General features: G+C 68.0%; 18 protein-coding genes and 1 pseudogene. 9 read left to right on the plus strand and 10 right to left on the minus strand.

What is annotated here, in order from left to right; translation table 11 throughout:
- Nucleotides 1–26: 26 nt before the first annotated feature.
- Both F5544_RS46645 and F5544_RS29610 read right to left on the minus strand, forming a co-directional pair.
- On the minus strand, nt 27–1,694 hold the full coding sequence (locus F5544_RS46645; protein ID WP_238846730.1) for a class I SAM-dependent RNA methyltransferase: 1,668 nt from the start codon (nt 1,692–1,694) through the stop codon (nt 27–29).
- A complete protein-coding gene (locus tag F5544_RS29610) occupies nt 1,691–3,679 on the minus strand; it encodes an APC family permease (protein WP_167476220.1) in 1,989 nt (662 codons plus the stop codon). Before F5544_RS29610 ends, F5544_RS46645 begins: the two co-directional genes overlap by 4 nt.
- 153 nt (nt 3,680–3,832) lie before the next feature.
- Between F5544_RS29610 and F5544_RS29615 the strand changes: the two genes are divergently transcribed.
- Both F5544_RS29615 and F5544_RS29620 read left to right on the plus strand, forming a co-directional pair.
- Entirely contained in the window at nt 3,833–4,498 is a 666-nt protein-coding gene (locus tag F5544_RS29615; RefSeq protein ID WP_167476221.1) for a potassium channel family protein, read from the plus strand.
- A 2-nt stretch (nt 4,499–4,500) separates the two neighbouring features.
- On the plus strand, nt 4,501–5,172 hold the full coding sequence (locus tag F5544_RS29620; RefSeq protein WP_167476222.1) for a potassium channel family protein: 672 nt from the start codon (nt 4,501–4,503) through the stop codon (nt 5,170–5,172).
- 21 nt (nt 5,173–5,193) lie between these two features.
- On the opposite strand, the gene F5544_RS29625 is transcribed toward F5544_RS29620, so the two are convergent.
- The 3 genes from F5544_RS29625 to F5544_RS29635 form a co-directional block, all read right to left on the minus strand.
- Nucleotides 5,194–5,823, minus strand: coding sequence for a sigma-70 family RNA polymerase sigma factor (locus F5544_RS29625; protein WP_167476223.1), 630 nt, complete (start codon nt 5,821–5,823; stop codon nt 5,194–5,196).
- A gap of 169 nt (nt 5,824–5,992) precedes the next feature.
- On the minus strand, nt 5,993–6,745 hold the full coding sequence (locus F5544_RS29630) for a DUF3159 domain-containing protein (RefSeq protein ID WP_167476224.1): 753 nt from the start codon (nt 6,743–6,745) through the stop codon (nt 5,993–5,995).
- A 3-nt stretch (nt 6,746–6,748) separates the two neighbouring features.
- Nucleotides 6,749–7,126: an OB-fold nucleic acid binding domain-containing protein gene (locus F5544_RS29635; protein WP_167476225.1), complete on the minus strand. Its 378-nt coding sequence runs from the start codon at nt 7,124–7,126 to the stop codon at nt 6,749–6,751.
- 127 nt (nt 7,127–7,253) lie between these two features.
- Between F5544_RS29635 and F5544_RS29640 the strand changes: the two genes are divergently transcribed.
- Nucleotides 7,254–7,988, plus strand: a complete 735-nt coding sequence (locus F5544_RS29640; protein ID WP_167476226.1) for an alpha/beta fold hydrolase — start codon at nt 7,254–7,256, stop codon at nt 7,986–7,988.
- A 349-nt stretch (nt 7,989–8,337) separates the two neighbouring features.
- Here the strand turns inward: F5544_RS29640 and F5544_RS29645 are convergent, their stop codons facing one another.
- Both F5544_RS29645 and dut read right to left on the minus strand, forming a co-directional pair.
- On the minus strand, nt 8,338–9,180 hold the full coding sequence (locus tag F5544_RS29645) for a DUF3710 domain-containing protein (protein WP_167476227.1): 843 nt from the start codon (nt 9,178–9,180) through the stop codon (nt 8,338–8,340).
- Nucleotides 9,181–9,186: 6 nt separating this feature from the next.
- Nucleotides 9,187–9,660, minus strand: coding sequence for a dUTP diphosphatase (gene dut / locus F5544_RS29650; RefSeq protein ID WP_225726793.1), 474 nt, complete (start codon nt 9,658–9,660; stop codon nt 9,187–9,189).
- Nucleotides 9,661–9,766: 106 nt separating this feature from the next.
- Between dut and F5544_RS29655 the strand changes: the two genes are divergently transcribed.
- Entirely contained in the window at nt 9,767–10,252 is a 486-nt protein-coding gene (locus tag F5544_RS29655; RefSeq protein WP_167479562.1) for a DUF3093 domain-containing protein, read from the plus strand.
- Between the two features lie 86 nt (nt 10,253–10,338).
- Here the strand turns inward: F5544_RS29655 and F5544_RS29660 are convergent, their stop codons facing one another.
- Nucleotides 10,339–10,641: a DUF4193 domain-containing protein gene (locus F5544_RS29660; protein ID WP_167476229.1), complete on the minus strand. Its 303-nt coding sequence runs from the start codon at nt 10,639–10,641 to the stop codon at nt 10,339–10,341.
- A gap of 420 nt (nt 10,642–11,061) precedes the next feature.
- On the opposite strand from F5544_RS29660, the gene cei reads away from it, so the two are divergent.
- Nucleotides 11,062–11,742 (plus strand): envelope integrity protein Cei, encoded by a 681-nt coding sequence (gene cei / locus F5544_RS29665; protein WP_167476230.1) that lies wholly within the window; start codon nt 11,062–11,064, stop codon nt 11,740–11,742.
- Nucleotides 11,743–11,921: 179 nt separating this feature from the next.
- Here cei and F5544_RS29670 read toward each other — a convergent pair whose 3' ends face one another.
- The gene (locus F5544_RS29670; protein ID WP_167476231.1) at nt 11,922–12,845 is read right to left on the minus strand and encodes an inositol monophosphatase family protein; all 924 of its coding nucleotides are present in this window, start codon (nt 12,843–12,845) and stop codon (nt 11,922–11,924) included.
- A gap of 153 nt (nt 12,846–12,998) precedes the next feature.
- On the opposite strand from F5544_RS29670, the gene ppgK reads away from it, so the two are divergent.
- The 3 genes from ppgK (at nt 12,999) to F5544_RS29685 (ending at nt 16,599) form a co-directional block, all read left to right on the plus strand.
- Nucleotides 12,999–13,757: a polyphosphate--glucose phosphotransferase gene (ppgK, locus tag F5544_RS29675; RefSeq protein WP_167476232.1), complete on the plus strand. Its 759-nt coding sequence runs from the start codon at nt 12,999–13,001 to the stop codon at nt 13,755–13,757.
- A 276-nt stretch (nt 13,758–14,033) separates the two neighbouring features.
- Complete coding sequence (locus tag F5544_RS29680) at nt 14,034–15,419, plus strand: RNA polymerase sigma factor (protein WP_167476233.1); 1,386 nt, start codon at nt 14,034–14,036, stop codon at nt 15,417–15,419.
- Between the two features lie 187 nt (nt 15,420–15,606).
- Entirely contained in the window at nt 15,607–16,599 is a 993-nt protein-coding gene (locus tag F5544_RS29685; RefSeq protein ID WP_167476234.1) for an MHYT domain-containing protein, read from the plus strand.
- Between the two features lie 569 nt (nt 16,600–17,168).
- On the opposite strand, the pseudogene F5544_RS47630 reads toward F5544_RS29685, so the two are convergent.
- Nucleotides 17,169–17,596, minus strand: a pseudogene (locus F5544_RS47630) (IS982 family transposase); the annotation flags it as partial.
- Between the two features lie 73 nt (nt 17,597–17,669).
- On the opposite strand from F5544_RS47630, the gene F5544_RS29695 reads away from it, so the two are divergent.
- The gene (locus tag F5544_RS29695; protein ID WP_167476236.1) at nt 17,670–19,259 is read left to right on the plus strand and encodes a Na+/H+ antiporter; all 1,590 of its coding nucleotides are present in this window, start codon (nt 17,670–17,672) and stop codon (nt 19,257–19,259) included.
- The last annotated feature ends 10 nt before the right edge of the window (nt 19,260–19,269 follow it).

The following is a 19,269-nucleotide window of genomic DNA, read 5'->3' on the forward strand; positions in this document are numbered from 1 at the left end:
TGATCTTGCCGGCGGTGCTCAGCGCGTCAGCGTTCGAGCAGCGCGATGCATTCGACATGGTGGGTGGCCGGGAAGGCGTCGAAGGCGCGCAGTTCGGTCAGGTGATATCCGGCCGTCAGATAGAGGTGCAGATCACGGGCGAACGATGCCGGATCGCAACCGATGTGAATGATGCGGCGCGGTGCGCCGTCGGTCACCGCGGCGATCACATCCTTGCCCGCACCGGCGCGCGGCGGGTCGAGCACGACGACATCCGGTGTCGCACCGGACTGTTCGCGCACCCAGCGCTCCACCCGCTGCGCCCGCAGATCCAGCCAGGGCAGGTCGCGCAGGGCGGCATGGCCGTCGGCGACCGCGGGCCGCGCCGATTCGACCGCACGCACCGCACCGGTGGGCCCGACGATCTCGGCCATCCGAGCCGCGAAAACCCCTGCGCCGCTGTACAAATCCCAGGCCACATCACCCGGCCGCAGCCCGGACCACTCCGCCACCACATCCGAATAGCATTGCGCCGCACCGCGATGCGCCTGCCAGAACCCGGTAGCCGACAACTCCCACCGACGCCCCGCCACATACTCCACGGCCCGCCCGGTGCCGATGACCACCCATTCGTCCCGCGCCGCATGCGTCGCCGCCCGCCGCGCCGCCGCACTGCGCCGCCGCTCGTCACCGGATCGGCCCACCGAATCCGCCGCACGCCAAGGCTTTCCACCAGCGGCCGGATTTGATGAATCGTCCGCACGGCGACCACGCCGTCGCGAACCGTCTCCGGACGAACGGTCGTCACCACGACCGCGCCGTTCGTCGCCGCCTCTCCCTCGCCGTCCGCTCGCGCCGGGCAGATCCCACGGGGATCCGTTGGCCCACCGGTCATTTCCGGTGTCGTCGTCATCCGGTCGCGAAGACTCGACCGAACCGGGTCCGGGCGCACCCGACAGCCCGTCATTCCCGCGCCCGCGATGTTCGGGCGGCTCGGCCGACGCCGGGCGGTCACGCTTTCGGCGCGGCTCCCGTTGATTTCCGGGGCGGTCGTTGCGGTTTCGTTGCGCCGCAAGAGTTTCCGATGAGTTCGCCGCCGCGGGCGCGAGCTCGACGACGTGCCGCACCCCGTCACCGTCGAGGGCGAGCACCAAATCCGCTCCGGGCGTCCAGGTTCGGTCGGCGATGCCGTCCAGCATCCCCGGAACCGGTTGTGGGCAGCGCAGATCCGGCAGGATATCGGTGCTGCGATAGCGGTGCACGCCCGCCCGGCCCGCATCGTCGACGACCAGACGCACCCTGGTGCGCCAGCCGCCGACGGCATCGCCTGCGCCGGTTATCGGCTCCACCACCACTTCTCGCTCGATGCCCGCGAGCCTGCGCAGCTGTTCGGCGACCACCGCCGCCTTCAGCCCGCGTTGCGCCGCGGGTGTCGCGTGGGCGAAATCGCAGCACCCCGCGCCGCCGGGCCCGGACACCGGGCAGGTGGCCGGCACCCGTTCGGCGGCGGCCTCCAGGATCTCGATCGCGTCGGCGCGGCAGAAGGATCCGCCGCGATCCTCGGTCACCAGCACCCGCACCAGTTCGCCGGGCAGCGCGTGCCGGACGAACACCACCCGGCCGTCGTGCCTGGCGACGCAGAAACCGCCGTGCCCCGGCGGGCCGACCCGCACCTCGAAGGCGGCGCCCAACCAGTCGGTCGGGCCTGACCTCATGTGCGGTCCTCGAATCCGCGCCGCACCGATCCCGGGGCGTTCACCGCGCGCGGCGTCCTGGCTCGGGCCGACGAACTCAACTGCCACGGCACGCTGGTCACCATCACACCGGGCTCGAACAGCAGCCGCCCCTTGAGCCGCAGCGCACTCTGGTTGTGCAGCACCTGTTCCCACCAGTGCCCGACCACGTATTCGGGGATGAATACGGTCACCACATCGCGCGGTGAATCCTTGCGCACCCGCTTCACGTATTCCAGTACCGGCTTGGTGATTTCGCGGTAAGGCGATTCGATCACCTTGAGCGGCACCGTGATATCGCTGCGCTCCCACTCCCGCACCAGCTTCCTGGTGTCGGCGTCGTCCACGTTGACCGTCACGGCCTCCAGCGCATCGGGCCGGGTGGCGCGGGCGTACGCGAGCGCACGGCGGGTGGGCAGGTGCAGTTTGGAGACCAGCACGATCGCATGTGAGCGGCTGGGCAGCACACCGTCCCATTCCTGCTCGTCCAGCTCGCGCGACACCGAATCGTAGTGCCGGTGAATCATTTTCATGATGACGAAGATCGTCACCATGGTGAAGATGGCGATGTAGGCGCCCGCGAAGAACTTGGTGACCAGCACGATGACGAGCACCGCGCCGGTGGCGGTGAGCCCGACCCCGTTGATCACCCGGGAGCGGATCATCCGCGCCCGCTGCGCGGGATCGGTTTCGGTGCGCAGCAATCGGGTCCAGTGCCGCAGCATGCCGGTCTGGCTCAGCACGAACGAGACGAACACACCGACGATGTAGAGCTGGATGAGCTTGGTCACCTCGGCCCCGAACAGCACGACGAATGCGATGGCCGCGCCGGACAGGAACAGGATCCCGTTGCTGAAGGCGAGCCGGTCGCCGCGGGTGTGCAGCTGCCGGGGCAGGTAGCGATCCTGCGCGAGAATCGAACCGAGCACCGGGAATCCGTTGAACGCGGTGTTGGCGGCGAGTACCAGGATGAGCGCGGTGACCGTGGTGATGAAGAAGAATCCGGCCGGGAATCCGTGGAACACCGTCTCGGCGAGCTGCGCGATCAGCGTCTTCTGCTCATAGCCCGCGGGCGCGCCGGTCAGGTCGGAGTTGTTGTGCGCGTAGACGACTCCGATCTTGCGCGCCAGCACGATGATGCCCATCAACAGGGTGACGGCGATGCTGCCGAGCAGCAGCAGGGTGGTCGCGGCGTTGCGCGACTTGGGTTTACGGAATGCGGGCACGCCGTTGCTGATCGCCTCGACACCGGTGAGCGCGGCGCAGCCGGAGGAGAACGCCCGCGCGATCAGGAAGACGAAGGCCAGCCCGTACACGTTCTCGTCCGCGGACTTCAATCCGAAACCCGCCGATTCGGCGCGTAATTCGTCGCCGAGCACGAAGATCCGGAACAGCCCCCAGCCGAGCATGATGAACATGCCGACGATGAACGCGTAGGTGGGAATCGCGAACGCGGTGCCGGATTCGCGGACGCCGCGCAGGTTCATCGCGGTCAGCACCAGGATCGCCACCACCGCGAACAGCACCTTGTGGGTGGCGACGAACGGGATCGCGGAACCGATATTCGATGCGGCCGAGGAGATCGACACCGCCACGGTGAGCACATAGTCGACCAGCAGCGCACTGCCGACGGTCAGCCCGGCGTTCGGCCCGAGGTTGGTGGTGGCCACCTCGTAATCGCCGCCGCCGGACGGGTAGGCGTGCACGTTCTGCCGGTAGCTGGCCACCACCACCGCCATGACGAACGCCACCGCCAGCCCGACCCACGGCGCGTAGACGTAGGCGGAGAGTCCGGCGGCGGAGAGCACCAGGAAGATCTCTTCCGGCGCGTACGCGACCGACGACATGGCGTCCGAGGCGAACACCGGCAGCGCGATCCGCTTCGGTAGCAGCGTGTGCCCCAGGGAGTCACTGCGGAAGGGCCGCCCGAGGAGCATGCGCTTGGCGGCGGTCGTCAACTTCGACACTGGAGGTAGCTTAGCGGCGTTCGGTCCGAGGGCGCGGCCAGCCTGTTTCGTCGCGCCTGGGAGGGGAACATGGGCGGTGGTGAGAGTTGACCGGTACCGTGCTGCCGGAAGACAACCAGACCGAACGCCATGTTCCAGGAGCGAGGTTCCACGGTGTACGTAGTGATCATGGGGTGCGGCCGCGTCGGCTCATCCCTCGCGCGCGCCCTGGTCCGGGTGGGTCACGAGGTCACCGTGATCGACAAGGACCCGGCCGCATTCCTGCGCCTCGGCCAGGATTTTCCGGGCGGGCAGGTGACCGGCGTCGGCTTCGACCGGGATGTGCTGACCCGGGCCGGCATCGAACGCGCCGACGCCTTCGCCGCGGTGTCGTCCGGCGACAATTCGAACATCATCTCCGCGCGGGTGGCGCGGGAGATGTTCGGCGTCGAGAAGGTGGTTGCCCGCATCTACGACGCCAAACGCGCCGCCGTGTACGAGCGCCTCGGCATTCCGACCATCGCGACCGTGCCGTGGACCACAGACCGGTTCCTGCGCACGCTCATCGGCGATACCAGCACCACCACCTGGCGCGACCCCACCGGCACGGTCGCGGTCACCCAGCTGCCCCTGCACGAGGACTGGTACGGGCGTACCGTCCGGGATCTCGAGCAGGCCATCGGCGCCCGGGTGGCCTTCGTGATCCGGTTCGGCCAGGGCCTGCTGCCGGACGGCAAGACCATCGTCCAGGCCGACGACACCGTCTACGTGGCCGCCACCTCCGGCAGCGTCGGCGAGGCCGTCGCGCTGGCGGGCAAGCCACCCGTGAGCGAGGACTGAATATGAAAGTGGCCATCGCCGGAGCCGGCGCAGTCGGCCGATCGATCGCGCGGGAACTGCTGCGCGGCGGACACGAGGTGATGCTGCTGGAACGGCAGCTCGACCACATCGAACCCGAAGCCATCCCCGACGCGGTGTGGGTGCACGCCGACGCCTGCGAACTCGCGCTGCTGGAGGAGGCGGGCCTGGAAACCTACGAGGTCGTCATCGCCGCCACCGGCGACGACAAGGCCAACGTCGTGCACAGCCTGCTGGCCAAAACCGAATTCGGCGTGCGCCGCGTGGTGGCCAGGGTGAACGATCCGCGCAACGAATGGCTCTTCGACGCCTCCTGGGGCGTCGACGTCGCCGTCTCCACCCCGCGTCTGCTCGCCTCCCTGGTCGAAGAGGCCGTCTCGGTGGGCGATCTGATCCATCTGATGACGCTGCGGCAGGGCCAGGCGAATCTGGTGGAGTTGACGCTGCCCGCCGATACGGCGTTGGCGGGCAAGCCCGTTCGCGCGCTCACCCTGCCGCGCGACACCGCACTCGTCACCATCCTGCGCGGCGGGCGGGTGATCGTGCCGCAGCCCGACGACCCGTTCGAGGGCGAGGACGAGCTGCTGTTCGTCACCGCCCAGGAGGCCGAGGAGGAGCTGCGCGCCGCGCTGGCCGGTCAAGGGCTCAAAACATAACACCCCGATACGTTTTGAGCGTTACGACGCGGCCCTGAGCTCCGCGCGCAGCTTGTTCAGCGCACGGTGCTGCATCACCCGGACGACGCCGGGGCTGGTGCCGATGGCCTCGGCGGTCTGCGCCGCGGTCCAGCCGAGCACGATCCGCATCACCAGCACCTCGCGGTGCGCCGGCGCCAGCACCTTCATCAATTCCCTTGTGGCGATGCGGCGTTCGTCGGCCAGCGCCCACTCCTCCGGACCCGGCGCGCTGGATGCCGCATCCGGCACGTCGGCGGTCGGGTACATCGGGTGCAGCTGGGCCCGGCGGAACGCGTCGGCCACCTTGTTGGCCGCGATCCCGTACACGAACGCCAGGAACGATTTGCCCTGATCGCGGTAGCGCGGGATGGCGTTCACCGTGGCGAGCAGGATCTCCTGCACCACATCGTCGGCGGTCACGTGCAGATGTGAGGTATTGCCGAGGCGGGCACCGCAATAGCGGCGCACCAGCGGATGCACGATCCGGATGATCTCGGTGATGGCGCGGCGGTCGCCCGCCGCGGCCGGGCCGATCAGCTTGTCCAGCTCGGCCGAGACCCGCTTGCTCTCCGAGTGCGCGGGATTGGGGTTCTTCTGCGACAGTGCCGCAGGGGAGTGCTCGGTTGCCACGTCCGAGTTCCTTTCCGATCGTTGCGTTTCTGGCCTCGCAAACGATCGTCATATGAACCCGGCTCACCAACCAGACACCCCAGGGTGGGTAGTCCCCCACCTCCCTGGGTGAGTCTTGCACCCTGGTGGATTCGTCCTTGCCGCAGCGGAGATTTCGCGGCCGAGAATTTCAGGCGGCGGCGGTGCTCGCGGGCAGATGGCCGGCCCGGCGGACCGCCCAGATGGTGACGGCGAGAGCGACCGCGGTCAACGGCCAGCCCATGCCGATGCGCGCGACGGCCAGCCAGCCCGTCTTATCGGTGTCGTAGAGCTGGGACTGCACGAGGTAGCGGGCGCCGAAGACGACCACCCAGGTGACCGTGGCCAGATCGTAGAGCCGAACCACCCGCCGGTCCGAACGCCACGCGTTGCCGTGGCCGTTCAACACACCCCAGATGACGCCGGCCAACGGCCAGCGCACCAGGATCGATATCAGGAAGACACCGCCGTACACCAGGCTGGTGTAGATGCCGAACAGGAAGAAGCCCTTGGCCTCCCCCATCCGGTAGGCGATGAACGCGCACACACCGACGCCGAGGAATCCGGAGATCGCGGGCTGAATCGGGCTGCGCCGCACCAACCGCCACACCAGCACCGCCGCGGCGACGCCGAGCGCCGACCAGATCGCCGCGGCCAAACCCCAGAACGAATTCACCGGAACGAATGCGAGTACCGGCAGCGTCGAGTAGATCAGGCCGCTGAACCCGCCGAGCTGCTCCAGCAGCGTCTGCTCGGCCTCGTCGTCGGGTTCGTCCTCGACAACCGCGTCCAGCGCTTCACTCAACGTGCCGTCCACCGCCGCAACGAGCTCCGGGTCGGCCGTCCGGAAGTCGGGATGCTGCGTCGCGCGCAGATCCGCGCCGTTGTCCTCGCTCGATGGCATATGTCAGCTGTTCCCGCGCAATTCGTAGTAGGGGTTGTAGATCACTTTGCGGCCGTCGCGTTCGCCGACCCGGCCACGGACCATGATGCGGCGGCCCGGCTCGATTCCGGGAATCCGGCGGCGTCCGATCCACACCAGGGTGATGGCATCGGTGCCGTCGAAGAATTCCGCCTGCAGGCTCGCACCCGCCGACTTGGGACACGCCTCGACACTGCGCAGCCTACCCAGCATCGTCACTTCGGCGCCGCGCTGACACTCCGACGCCCGGCACGCTCCCGACGCATCGACCGTCTCGGCCAGTTCCTCGGCGTCCAACCGATCGATATCCTCGGTCAGTCTGCGGCCCAGACGGCGGAAATAACCTAGGGCTGCGGATGGCATTTCACGCTCTCCTGCTAGAGCAGACGGCGTGGGTCACACGCCGTCGTGGTTCCGAAGTGACGACCAGTTCGCTGGTCGCACACCGCCACTGTAGATGGGCAGTGGCACCCCCGCTACGCTCGGTCCGATGTTCGTCTCCCCACATACTGACCCGGATACCCCCGGCCATACCCCGGTAATCCTCGCGTTGCCGGGCACCGGATCGGACGCCGACTTCGCCCGGCGCGCCTTCGAACCGGCCTGCACCGCACGGGGATTCGAACTCGTCGCGGTCGAACCGGATCCGCGCGCCGTGGTTGCCAGCTGCCGCGCCGCCATCGAGGCCGCCGCCCGCACCGGCCCCGTCCTGGTGACCGGAATCTCGCTGGGCGCCGCCATCGCCGTCGAATGGGCCGCCGAGCACCCTGAACAGACGATAGGGGTCGTCGCCGCGCTACCGGGCTGGACCGGCCCGGACACCGCGGCCTGCCCCGCCGCCCTGAGCGCCGCCGTCACGGCCGAACAGCTGCGCGCCGACGGTCTGGACGCGGTGACCGAGCGCATGCGGGCCAGCAGTCCCCGTTGGCTGGCGGACGCGCTCACCCAATCTTGGCGCGCGCAGTGGCCCGACCTGCCGCAGGCGCTGGAGGAGGCGGCCTCGTACAAGTGGCCGGAGCCCGAACTCCTGCGTGGACTGTCGACGCCGGTGTCGATCGTCACCGCGGTCGACGATCCGGTGCACCCCCTCGGGGTCGCCGAGGAATGGGCGGCGCTCGTGCCGCGGTCGGAGATCCACCGAATCACCCTGGACGAGTTGGGAACCGATCCGGCGGTTCTCGGGCACCGAGGTCTCGCTTCCTTCGCCGAAATCCTTTGGGGGTAAAGGGTTTCGGGGTGTTGCCGCCGGAGTGATCGGTACGTTCGGGTGTGTGGTTGCGCCGCTACGACGACGGAATCGCCCCAGGTGGGCGCGGGGTGCGTTGGCATCCGGGGGTGCCGGTTTTGCCACCATGATGACGCCGCACCCAGTCTTTAAGGTGCACACCCCGTACGTCGTGTGTTCGGTTCGAAGACGGGGTGCGGCACGAAATACCTATGGATACAAAGGCGAACGGGTGCGACGGCGGGGCGGGTGATGGTTCCCGTTCGAGTTCCGCCCGGAACCGCCTCCGCCCCCGGAACCGCCTCCGCCCCCGGAACCACCTCCGCCCCGGAACCGCCGCTGCGGCAGGCTAATTCAGCCCGAGCTGCTGCATGGCCGATCCGTCCGCACCGCGGCGCGGGCCCTCGGGCATGCGCGGGACCACCGGCTGGGCGCCGGTTTGGGCGGCGCGCTGCTGCGCCTCGAACTGTGCTTGGGCGGCGAGCACCTGCTGCTGATGTGCCGCGGCCAACTGTTCGGCGAGTTCCTGAGGTAGGACCACCGGCAGCGGGTCGCGGACGGGCAGCGGATCGGTGCCCCGGCGGACCACCGTCTCGCGCAGGATGGCCCGCGCCGCCTGGACCAGCGGGGTGCCGTCGTCGGCCGCGCCGGACGGACCGGCCGCGACCAGTCGCACCATCCAGCGGTATCCGTCGACGCCGATGAAACGCAGATCCGCGCCCTCGGTGATGGCCAGCAGCTCCCGGCCCCACGGACCGGTTTCCACCGCGACCCTGGCGCCGTCGTTGCGCAGCGATTCGGCGAGATCCGCCGCGACCGTGCGCCACTGGCCGGGCGATTTCGGCGCCGCGTAGGCGGCGACGGTGATCCGCCCGTATTCGGTGGCCAGGTGCACCGCCTGCGGTGTGCCGTCCGGGGACATCTCCACCTGCAGTTGCCCGCCCGGCGGCACCGGCAGGATCACCGAACCCAGATCGAGCCGCTGTTCGGCGACCGCGGCGAGCAGTTCGGCGACATCGTCGTAGTCGTAGGGGCCCACCTGCTCGTCGTCCCCGAAATCGCCGGTGACGATCGGGTTTTCGTCGGTGGGCGGGTCGTCGACGTAGTCCGTCGCGGCGTACTCGCCGGATTCGTATTCGTCGTAGTGCTCATCCGCGTCGCGGCGCGACGCCTTCTTTCGCTTACCGAACATTTCCCGTCATGCCTCCTTGCCGGCCACCCGGCCCGCCCCATCGCCCGCGGCGGCCAGGCTCGCATGCCCGCCGCTGGACCCGTAACCGCCTGCTCCCCTTGCGGTCTCGTCGAGCCGCTCGACCTCGACGAAGTCGACCAGCTCCACCCGCTGCACCAGCAGCTGCGCGATCCGGTCGCCCCGGCGCAGCTCGATCGGCGTCCGCGGATCGTGATTGATCAGGCATACCTTTATCTCGCCCCGGTATCCGGCGTCCACCGTGCCCGGGGTGTTCACCACCGAGAGTCCGGCCTTGGCCGCCAGACCCGATCTGGGGTGGATCAGCCCCACCGTGCCCACCGGCAGCGCGACGGCGATACCGGTGCCGACCAGCACCCGCTCCCCCGGCTCGAGGATGACGTCCTCGGTGGTGCACAGGTCGACGCCCGCGTCACCGTGGTGGGCGCGGGTCGGCATCGGGATGCCGGGATCGAGCCGCATAAGCGGAATCGGTGGAAGGTCGCTCACGTTTGTCGAGCCTACGCGTACGGCCTGGGTCGTCGTGACTTAGTGTTGATTCGTGTCGGACCAGCGCAGCGACGTGACGATGGATCAAGAACAGCAAGGCCAGCAGTCGTACCAGGAACGCCAGTGGGTGCCCATCTACTGGTGGCCCGCCGCGCTCGCGTTCATCGGATTGATCACGGCCACAATTCAAATGGGGATCCCCAAAGTCGGTATCTGGGTACCCGTCGTAGCGATGATTCCGTTCGGCGCGTGGGCGCTGATCTGGTTGAGCAGGCACCGGCTCGAGGTCGGCCCCGATGCCACGGGCACGCCGGAGCTGCGCGTCGGTCGCGCGCATCTACCAGTGAACTTCATCGCGCGCGCCGCCGTGGTGGCTCCCACCGCGAAGAGCGCGGCGCTGGGCCGCCAGCTCGACCCCGCCGCGTACGTCCAGCATCGGCCCTGGATCGGGCCGATGGTTCTGCTCGTGCTCGACGACCCGGACGATCCGACCCCGTACTGGCTGGTCAGTACGCGTCGGCCGGACCGGGTCCTCGCCGCGCTCGGATTGCCGAACGCGGGCTGATCTATTCGCACGGTGCGATCGATGCCCCCTCGGTATCGATCCGCCCCGGATCCGCGCGCCGCGGATCGGATTCGACGCCTATGTCCTCAGGCCGCGCAATCCATGCAGATCAGCTGGCCACCGGCATCGCTGGCCAACCTGCTGCGGTGGTGCACGAGGAAGCAGCTGGAACAGGTGAACTCGTCGGCCTGTTTCGGGATCACCCGAACGGTCAGGACTTCCTCGGACAGGTCCGCGCCGGGAAGTTCGAACGACTCCGCGGTATCGGATTCGTCGATATCCACGACGGCGGACTGCGCCTCGTTGCGACGAGCCTTCAGCTCCTCCAGCGAATCTTCCGACACATCGTCGGTTTCCGTGCGCCTAGGTGCGTCATAGTCGGTTGCCATGTCGTCTTCCCCTCGTCCTTACTCCGTATATCCCGGACCGGTCCGAGTAACCTCGACTCCTGCTCGGAATCGATGGACCCGCACCGCCCCGCCGGTGGTGCACATCACACGCACACCGCTCGCCTATCAGGGCGGATCGTGCCGACCCACACCCGATAGCGCTGGGTAAACGCTGGACATGCCCTTCTTGTTCCCGCGACCGAGCACCAATATTCATCTCGATGATTCGATCTGGGCCGCCAGACAATAGCGGACGGCGCGGCAAAAGTCGCAACCAAAACCCGCACGAGTCGAAACTGAGGGGTAATCGACACCATCGCTGGAGCTCGCCGAGACCTTCCGCAACATAATCCGCCCGCCGGCCCGTTTCGCATCGGCCCGCCGTCAACGGAACCGGCGACATTTTCGTAGAGTGTGCTCGTGGTTTCACTGATCACCGAGGGCAGCGCGACCGATCCGAGCGGGCGACCGTTCATCCGCAGACGTCCCGAGACCTGGCTAATCTTCGTCCTGGTGCTCGCGCTGATCTGCGCGATCGTCTGGTTCAAGGCGTTCCTCACGCAGGACACCAGCCACACCGCGATGGCGTGCAACTCGCCGTCCCCGGCCACCGACACGAAATCACCGCAGCCGGCGCCGCTGGGTCAGCGGGTGGGGCAGTCGCGCCTGAAGGATGTGGATCCCGCACCGCTGCTGCAGTCGAAGGTGCGGGTGCTCAACGCCAACAACAAGAGCGGCCAGGCGACGCATATCGCCTCGCTGCTCGGCGACCTGGGTTTCGCGAGCGCGCCCGGAGTGCAAATCGGTAACGATCCGGTCTACGTGAACGGCGACCTGAACTGCACCGGCCAGATCCGGTTCGGCGTGAACGGCCGCCCGGCCGCCGCCTCGGTCCAGCTGGTGGCGCCGTGTGCGGAGCTCATCGAGGACCAGCGCCAGGACGACACCGTCGATCTGGTGCTCGGCTCGGTGTTCGGCGAATCGCTGCGCCCGAACGCCGATGCCGAGGAGGTGCTGCGGTCGCTGAAGAATCCGGCGCCGGGCGGCTCCCCCGCCATCGATTCGAAGCTGCTCGCCGCGGCCAGGCAGGCCCGCTGCTGAGGCGAATCGCCGGGTAGCTCGACTCCATCGTTCTCGGCCCGCGTCGTGATTTCGATCACGACGCGGGCCGAATGTCATTCCAGGACAGCGTGGTTCATGCCGGATAGCGCAATCGAGCTGTCCGGCAAGGCATCCGCCCGATTATGAACCCGAATCGCTTGCGCCCCAACGAGACCGATCTACTCCGGAATCGCCTCGGTGGCGCCGATCCGATCCAGCAGCTTGCCGAGTTCCTCGGCGATGCCCGGCGCGGCGGCGACGACCAGATCCCCGTCCACACCGCCCGCCGTCGCGGGCGGAACCGACAGCCGCGCACCCGCCTCGGCGGCGATCAACGCGCCCGCGCCCCAATCCCACGCGTTGAGGCCGTGTTCGAAGTAGGCGTCCACCCTGCCGGACGCGACGTGGCAGAAATCCAGCGCCGCGGCGCCGAAGCGGCGGATATCGCGAATATGCGGCAGCACGTCGCCGATGAGTTCGGCCTGCCGGGTGCGCCGCTTGGTGGAGTAGGCGAAGCCGGTGGCCACCAACGACATCGACAGCGATGTCACCGGATTGCAGCGCAGCTCCTCGACCGAACCGTCCGTGTCCGTCCGGGTCGAGCCCTGACCGAGCGCCGCGCTGTAGGTGGCCGCGAGCGCGACGTCCACCACCGCGCCCGCGACCGGGCGGCCGCCGCGCATGGCGGCCACCGAGACCGCGTAGCCGGGGATGCCGTAGAGGAAGTTGACCGTGCCGTCGATCGGGTCCACCACCCAGTGCACGACCTCGGTATCGGTCACGTCGATGCTGCCGCCGCCCTCCTCGCCGAGGATCGCGTCGGCGGGGCGGCGCTCGGCGAGCAGCCGCCGGATGAGCTCCTCGGATTCCTTGTCGACGATGGTCACCGGGTCGGTGGGATGGCCCTTGGCCTGGACCGCGTCGTCGGCCCGTGCGCCCGCTGGCCCGAAGACCTCGGGGCGGCGGGCGCGCACGTGCGCGGCGGCGGTTTCGGCGAGTTCGACGGCGATGCGGCGCAGTTCGGCCTCGTCACCACGAAGGATGGCGGAGTCGGTACCGGAGGGTTCGAAAACTTGCGATGAAGGTTGCGGCACGGTCTCCATCGCATCACAGATCCGGTGACCTATGGGGTATGGGTTGCGCATTACTCTTGTCGTGCACGACACAGCGCCGCGTCGGGCACCACCCGCCGAGGGCGCGTGGCCTGGTGCGGTCGCGCACCACACCGGCCAAGCACAGAGAACGAGGGGTTAGTCATGTCCGCTCGGGGGCACGCATTCGGGATCGATATCGGTGGCAGCGGCGTCAAGGGCGCCGCGGTCGATTTGGCCACCGGCGAGTTGCTGCACGAGCGCATCAAGATCGCGACACCGCATCCCTCGACGCCGCAGGCGGTGGCCGATACGGTGGCCAAGGTAGTGGCACAGGCGGATTGGGACGGCCCGGTCGGCATCACCCTGCCGTCGGTGGTGCTCGACGGCATCGTGCAGACCGCGGCGAATATCGACAAGGGATGGGTCGGCACCGACGCGCGCACCCTGTTCGCGAAGGCGCTCGACGGGCGCGAGGTCACCGTGCTCAACGACGCCGACGCGGCCGGGCTGGCCGAGGACCGGTACGGCGCGGCAAAGGATTTCGACGGCCTGGTGCTGCTGCTCACCTTCGGCACCGGCATCGGCTCGGCGCTGCTCTACCACGGCACGCTGGTACCCAATTCCGAACTGGGCCATCTCGAGGTGGGCGGCATGGAGACCGAACATCGGGCCGCCGCCTCGGTGAAGGATCGCGACGGGCTCAGCTACGCGCAGTGGGCCGAGGCGGTGAGCACCGTGCTGATCGGGATCGAGAATCTGTTCTGGCCGAAGGTGTTCGTGGCGGGCGGCGGCATCAGCCGCGACGCCGACCAGTGGATTCCGTTGCTCACCAATCGAACTCCGGTGATCCCGGCCTTCCTGCGGAATACCGCGGGGATCGTCGGCGCCGCGATGGCCATCGACCAGGGCATCTCCCCCTAGGCCCGGCATCGTAAGAGGGCAGCGCGTTTCCACCACGAACTGCGACAACGGGGCATCGTGCCTAGGTAGGCTGGTTGGATCGTTACAATGGAACGTGCCCGGCCCGTTCGCGAGCGAAGCGAGTGAACCAAAAGGCACAGTGCCGCTCGGCTGAGGACGAAGTCGTCAGCCGGTGAAACCCCAGCCGGCTTTCGCCGGTGAAACCCGACAGAACCCGCTCCGCCGGAACTTTTACTCTGGCGTGACGCCGCACGAGACCGTCACGAAAGGGCGTACGTGGTAGCCACGAATACCCGTCAGACCGCCGACTCGGCCGAGGCCGACTCCGCAGATGTAACCGCACAACGGCCGGTCCGTAAGGCTGCCGCGAAGAAGGCCGCTCCGGCGAAGAAGGCCGCCGCCAAGAAGGCAGCCCCCGCCAAGAAGGCCGCCGCGAAGAAAGCCGCCCCTGCCAAGAAGGCCGCCGCCAAGAAGGCGACCTCCGCCGAGGGCGAGCCCGGGATCGACGAGAATCTCGAGGACGACAATCTCGATCTCGAGGATCTCGACGATCTCGAGGTCTCCGAGGACGATCTCGCCGAGGATCTGGTCGACGACGCCGCCGAGGAGGTCGCCGAGGAGGAGGCGGAGTCCGAGGAGGCCGACGAGCCGTCGGCCGCGGATAAGGCCTCCGGCGATTTCGTCTGGGACGAAGAGGAATCCGAGGCGCTGCGGCAGGCCCGCAAGGACGCCGAACTCACCGCCTCGGCCGACTCGGTGCGCGCCTACCTCAAGCAGATCGGTAAGGTCGCGCTGCTCAACGCCGAGGAGGAGGTCGAACTCGCCAAGCGGATCGAGGCCGGTCTCTACGCGGCGGAGAAGGTGCGCGAGCTCACCGAGGGCGGCGACAAGCTGCCCGTCGCGCAGCGCCGTGACTTCAACTGGATCATCCGCGACGGCAACCGCGCGAAGAACCATCTGCTGGAAGCGAACCTGCGCCTTGTGGTTTCGCTGGCCAAGCGGTACACGGGCCGCGGCATGGCGTTCCTCGATCTGATCCAGGAGGGCAACCTGGGTCTGATCCGCGCGGTGGAGAAGTTCGACTACACCAAGGGTTACAAGTTCTCCACGTACGCCACCTGGTGGATCCGGCAGGCCATCACCCGCGCCATGGCCGACCAGGCCCGCACCATTCGTATCCCGGTGCACATGGTCGAGGTCATCAACAAGCTCGGCCGCATCCAGCGCGAGCTGCTCCAGGATCTGGGCCGCGAGCCCACCCCGGAGGAGCTGGCCAAGGAAATGGATATCACGCCGGAGAAGGTGCTGGAGATCCAGCAGTACGCGCGTGAGCCCATCTCGCTGGATCAGACCATCGGCGACGAGGGCGACAGCCAGCTCGGCGATTTCATCGAGGACTCCGAGGCGGTCGTCGCGGTGGACGCGGTGAGCTTCACGCTGCTGCAGGATCAGCTGCAGTCGGTGTTGGAGACGCTGTCCGAGCGCGAGGCAGGCGTCGTCCGGCTGCGCTTCGGCCTGACCGACGGCCAGCCGCGCACCCTCGACGAGATCGGCCAGGTGTACGGGGTCACCCGCGAACGCATCCGGCAGATCGAGTCGAAGACGATGAGCAAACTGCGTCATCCGAGCCGGTCCCAGGTGCTGCGGGACTACCTGGATTAGCCGCAACTGGTTCAACATTTGAGCACCCGGCCGACGAAAGTTGGCCGGGTGCACTACATTTCGGGGCCTTCATCGCGAAACTCCAAGCGCGACACGCGGACTGGGGTGCGTACCCCGGCGTACTGACGTATGGTCTGAATCGTTTTTATTTCTCACGCCGCACCCCGGTTCGGCAATGGGGGCTTAGGTGCTCGACGTATATCACTTCACTTACGGCTGGCTCACGCCGGTGCTCGCTTACACGATGTCCGTCACCGGATCGCTGCTCGGCCTGCAGTGCGCGGCCCGCGCCCGCTCCGACGAGGGACGGGTCGGCTGGCTCGTCGGCGCCGCCATCGCCATCGGCGGAACCGGTATCTGGGTCATGCATTTCATCGCGATGCTCGGCTTCACCATCCGCGGCTCGGAGATCCGGTACAACGTGCCGCTCACCCTGTTGAGCGCGCTCACCGCGATCATCGTCGTCGGCATCGGGCTGTTCCTGGTGAACAAGCCCGAACCCACCTGGGTCAGCCTGCTGGCCGGTGGCGCCATCACCGGCCTCGGCGTCGCGGGCATGCACTACACCGGCATGTACGCCATGCAGACTGATGCGATGCTGCACTACGACAGCACGATCGTCGGCCTCTCGGTGCTGATCGCGGTCGTCGCGGCCACCGTCGCGCTCTGGTTCACGTTGCGGGTCAAGGGTTTTCTGTCGACCGTGGCCGCGGCGCTGATCATGGGCGTCGCGGTGACGGGGATGCACTACACGGGGATGGCCTCGATCAGCGCGCGGCGGGCCGACCATGTCCTGCCGCCGAGCGGCTCCGGCGCGATGGAGGTGCTCGCACCGATCATCGTGGCCTTCAGCATGATCACCATCCTGTTGCTGATCAGCGTCGGGCTGACCGAGATCGAGAGCAGTATGGATCTGCCGCCGCTGAAGTTCTCCCGCCGTTCCGAACCGGCCCGGCGCGCCGCCGAACCGGAACAGCCGTCCGCCGAACCCTCGTGGCGGGACGCGCCGGTGCCGGTCAACGCCGCCGTTCATCCGGACGACGACATCGAACAGCACCGGCCGTATGCCTCGCGACCGCGGCGGTACACCGCTCCCCCGGCGCGGCGGCCCGCCGACCGATCCTGGACCGAGTCGACCACCACGGGCAGTTGGCCGATCAATTCGGGAGCACGCCACTAGACGAGTAAGTCCGAACTAGGAGTGGGCGCGGCGGACGGTTTTGATAGCAACGATTTAGTTACGGCTGTAATGGAGTGCGGATAACTGCGATAGAGCAGCATAGTTATCAATACCGCACCGAAAGTAGGTGCAGCCATGCGGTATTTCAGCAAACTCACAGTCGCGGCGCTCGCCGCCACGCCCCTGACCCTCGCCGTGCCGGCCTCGGTGACGGCTCAGGTTCCACAGGTGGACATGCAATGCCAGGCTCAGTTCCAGGTCAACTTCGATCGCCCACTGTTCGGTGGGGAGCTGGGGGTCGGGACGACGGCCAGCGCCGGCCTCGTCAGCTGTACGTCACCCGATGGCAAATACACGGATATTCTGTCGGGAACCGTCAAAGACTCCGTCGGAACCGTCGATGTGGCCCCGGGGCCGAATCCGTGTGCTCTAGTGTTGACCGTCACCGCCAAGAACGCCTTGGTCACCTGGCTGACCAGCGGCGGGGGTACCACGACCGGCAGGTTCGACTACACGCTCAACACCAACCCGGCCAACCCTGCCCCGCTTGGAGTCACTGCCAAGTTCGTCAGCGGCGTCCCCGCCCCGGATACCTCGCACGTCGTGTCGCTGGTGACATCGCCCAACCCCGATTGCGCCAGCAACGGCCTGAAGTGGATCCAGTCGGACCTCACCGAGGACGTGTTCACGAACCCGTAATCCAGGAGGTGTTCGATCCCCTCGCGCTCGGCGGCCACGGCGTCATCGACCTCGAGCATGGCCGAAAGCACCTCGCGTTCACCGAGTTTCGGGACGTACCACACGGTACCGGGGTCGAGTCCACGATCCAGCAATCATCCAGCCAGAAGTCGCTGGAGCGGGCCAGCATCCGGATGACCCGCTTGACCAGACCGAGAGCCGCACGAAGTCGCTTGTTGTAGCCGGATTGCTGTGGTAGGTACGGAAACATCTCGGCCAGGTGCTTGCCGGCGTATCGCAGGACTTCGGACTTACTCGTCTAGGCCCTGTGTCCTGGCGACACGCGGACCGGCCGGTCGACATCCGGGCATACGCTGAGCAAACTGGCTGGAGTGCATCAGTTGGCGTTGCTCTTCGTCGTCCTGCTGGCCACCATCCTGGCGCAGCCACTCGGCAAACGCACCGGGCTCGCGCCCGCGGTGCTGATGACCGCGTTCGGCTGTGTGCTCGCGCTGATCCCGGCCGTACCGGATATCCGGATCGAGCCGAAACTGATACTGCCCTTGGTATTGCCGCCGCTGCTCTACGCCTCGGCGCGGCGCACCTCGTGGCGGCAGTTCGCGGAGAACTGGGGCGCGATCTCGCTGCGCGCCGTCGGACTGGTGCTGGCCACCGCGGCGGGAGTCGGGATCGCCTTCCACGCCGGGGTGCCGACGGTTCCGGTGGCCGCCGCCGTCGCGCTCGGCGCGCTCGTCGCCCCGCCCGATCCGGTGGCGGTCACCGCGCTCGCCGGCCGACTCGGCCTGCCGCGACGGCTGGTCTCGGTGCTGGAGGGCGAGGGCCTGTTCAACGACGTCACGGCGATCGTCATCTACACCATCGCGATCGAGGTGGTGGTCACCGGGAAATTCTCCGTGGCGGGCGCGGTCTGGGATTTCCTGGTGTCGGCGGTGGTCGCCGTCGTGGTCGGGCTGGTACTCGGCTGGACCGGAAGCAGGCTCATGGCGCGGCTGTCGGAGGCCACCTGGCAGGTGGCGCTCGGGCTGCTGCTGCCCTTCGCCGCGTACGGCATCGCCGAGGCGTTCGGCGGCTCCGCGGTGCTTTCGGTGCTCGTGTGCGCGCTGTATTTGACCGATGCCGCAACGGATTTCAGCGACAGCGATTACCGGCTGGTCGGCGACTCGTTCTGGGAGATCACCGAAATGCTGGTCACCGGTTTCGCATTCGGCCTCATCGGGCTGGAGCTGAGCACGGTGCTGCGCGACGCCGGACCGGATTGGCCGCGCTTCCTCGGCTCCGCCGGGCTCGTCATCGCGGTCGTGGTGCTGCTGCGGCTGGCCTGGCTGCTCGCCACCTGGGCCATCTTCCGAACCGCTTGGCGCAGAAGGGAAGCCGACGAACCCTACACCTGGCGGGAGACCGTCGTCACCTGGTGGGCCGGGATGCGCGGGGTGGCCACCGTCGCGCTCGCGCTGGCCGTCCCGTTCAGCACCGATGCCGGTGCGCCGTTTCCGCGCCGCAGCGAAATCCTCTTCTGCGCCTTCGCCGTCGTGCTGTTCACCCTGCTCGTCCAGGGCACGACGCTGCCCGCGGTGGTGCGGATCACCGGTGTGCACGCCGACACCGAGGCCGAGCGAGAACTGGAGCGGCGCTTGTGGAATCGCGTACTCGGCGCCGAACTGGACCGGCTCAAGGAGATCGCCGCCGCCGAGCGGCTGCCCGACGAGGTCTACGAACGCCTGCGCGACGGCTTCGAACGCAGGCTCGCCCAAGCCGATCCCGGCGCCGCCGACTCCAACGCCAAACTCAATACCGAGCGCACCCTGCGCTTCACCAAGCGGATGCGCGCCATCACGAACGATGTACTCGAGGCCGGACGCACCGAGGCGCTGACGGCCCGGCGGGAGCCCGGTGTCCCACCGGATGTGGTCGACCGGGTCATGCGCCGCCTCGACCTGCGTGCGGGCGGCGGCATGCCGTGACTCGCGAGAC

Origin of the sequence: Nocardia arthritidis, assembly GCF_011801145.1 — a bacterium.
Classification (GTDB): domain Bacteria; phylum Actinomycetota; class Actinomycetes; order Mycobacteriales; family Mycobacteriaceae; genus Nocardia; species Nocardia arthritidis_A.

Coding starts and splice junctions, on each gene's coding strand:
- F5544_RS46645 (WP_238846730.1), bottom strand. CDS start 1,694: ATGAGGTCAGGCCCGACCGACTGGTTGGGCGCCGCCTTCGAGGTGCGG.
- F5544_RS29620 (WP_167476222.1), top strand. CDS start 4,501: ATGAAAGTGGCCATCGCCGGAGCCGGCGCAGTCGGCCGATCGATCGCG.
- F5544_RS29630 (WP_167476224.1), bottom strand. CDS start 6,745: ATGCCATCGAGCGAGGACAACGGCGCGGATCTGCGCGCGACGCAGCAT.
- F5544_RS29635 (WP_167476225.1), bottom strand. CDS start 7,126: ATGCCATCCGCAGCCCTAGGTTATTTCCGCCGTCTGGGCCGCAGACTG.
- F5544_RS29640 (WP_167476226.1), top strand. CDS start 7,254: ATGTTCGTCTCCCCACATACTGACCCGGATACCCCCGGCCATACCCCG.
- F5544_RS29645 (WP_167476227.1), bottom strand. CDS start 9,180: ATGTTCGGTAAGCGAAAGAAGGCGTCGCGCCGCGACGCGGATGAGCAC.
- dut (WP_225726793.1), bottom strand. CDS start 9,660: ATGCGGCTCGATCCCGGCATCCCGATGCCGACCCGCGCCCACCACGGT.
- F5544_RS29655 (WP_167479562.1), top strand. CDS start 9,767: ATGGATCAAGAACAGCAAGGCCAGCAGTCGTACCAGGAACGCCAGTGG.
- F5544_RS29660 (WP_167476229.1), bottom strand. CDS start 10,641: ATGGCAACCGACTATGACGCACCTAGGCGCACGGAAACCGACGATGTG.
- F5544_RS29670 (WP_167476231.1), bottom strand. CDS start 12,845: ATGGAGACCGTGCCGCAACCTTCATCGCAAGTTTTCGAACCCTCCGGT.
- ppgK (WP_167476232.1), top strand. CDS start 12,999: ATGTCCGCTCGGGGGCACGCATTCGGGATCGATATCGGTGGCAGCGGC.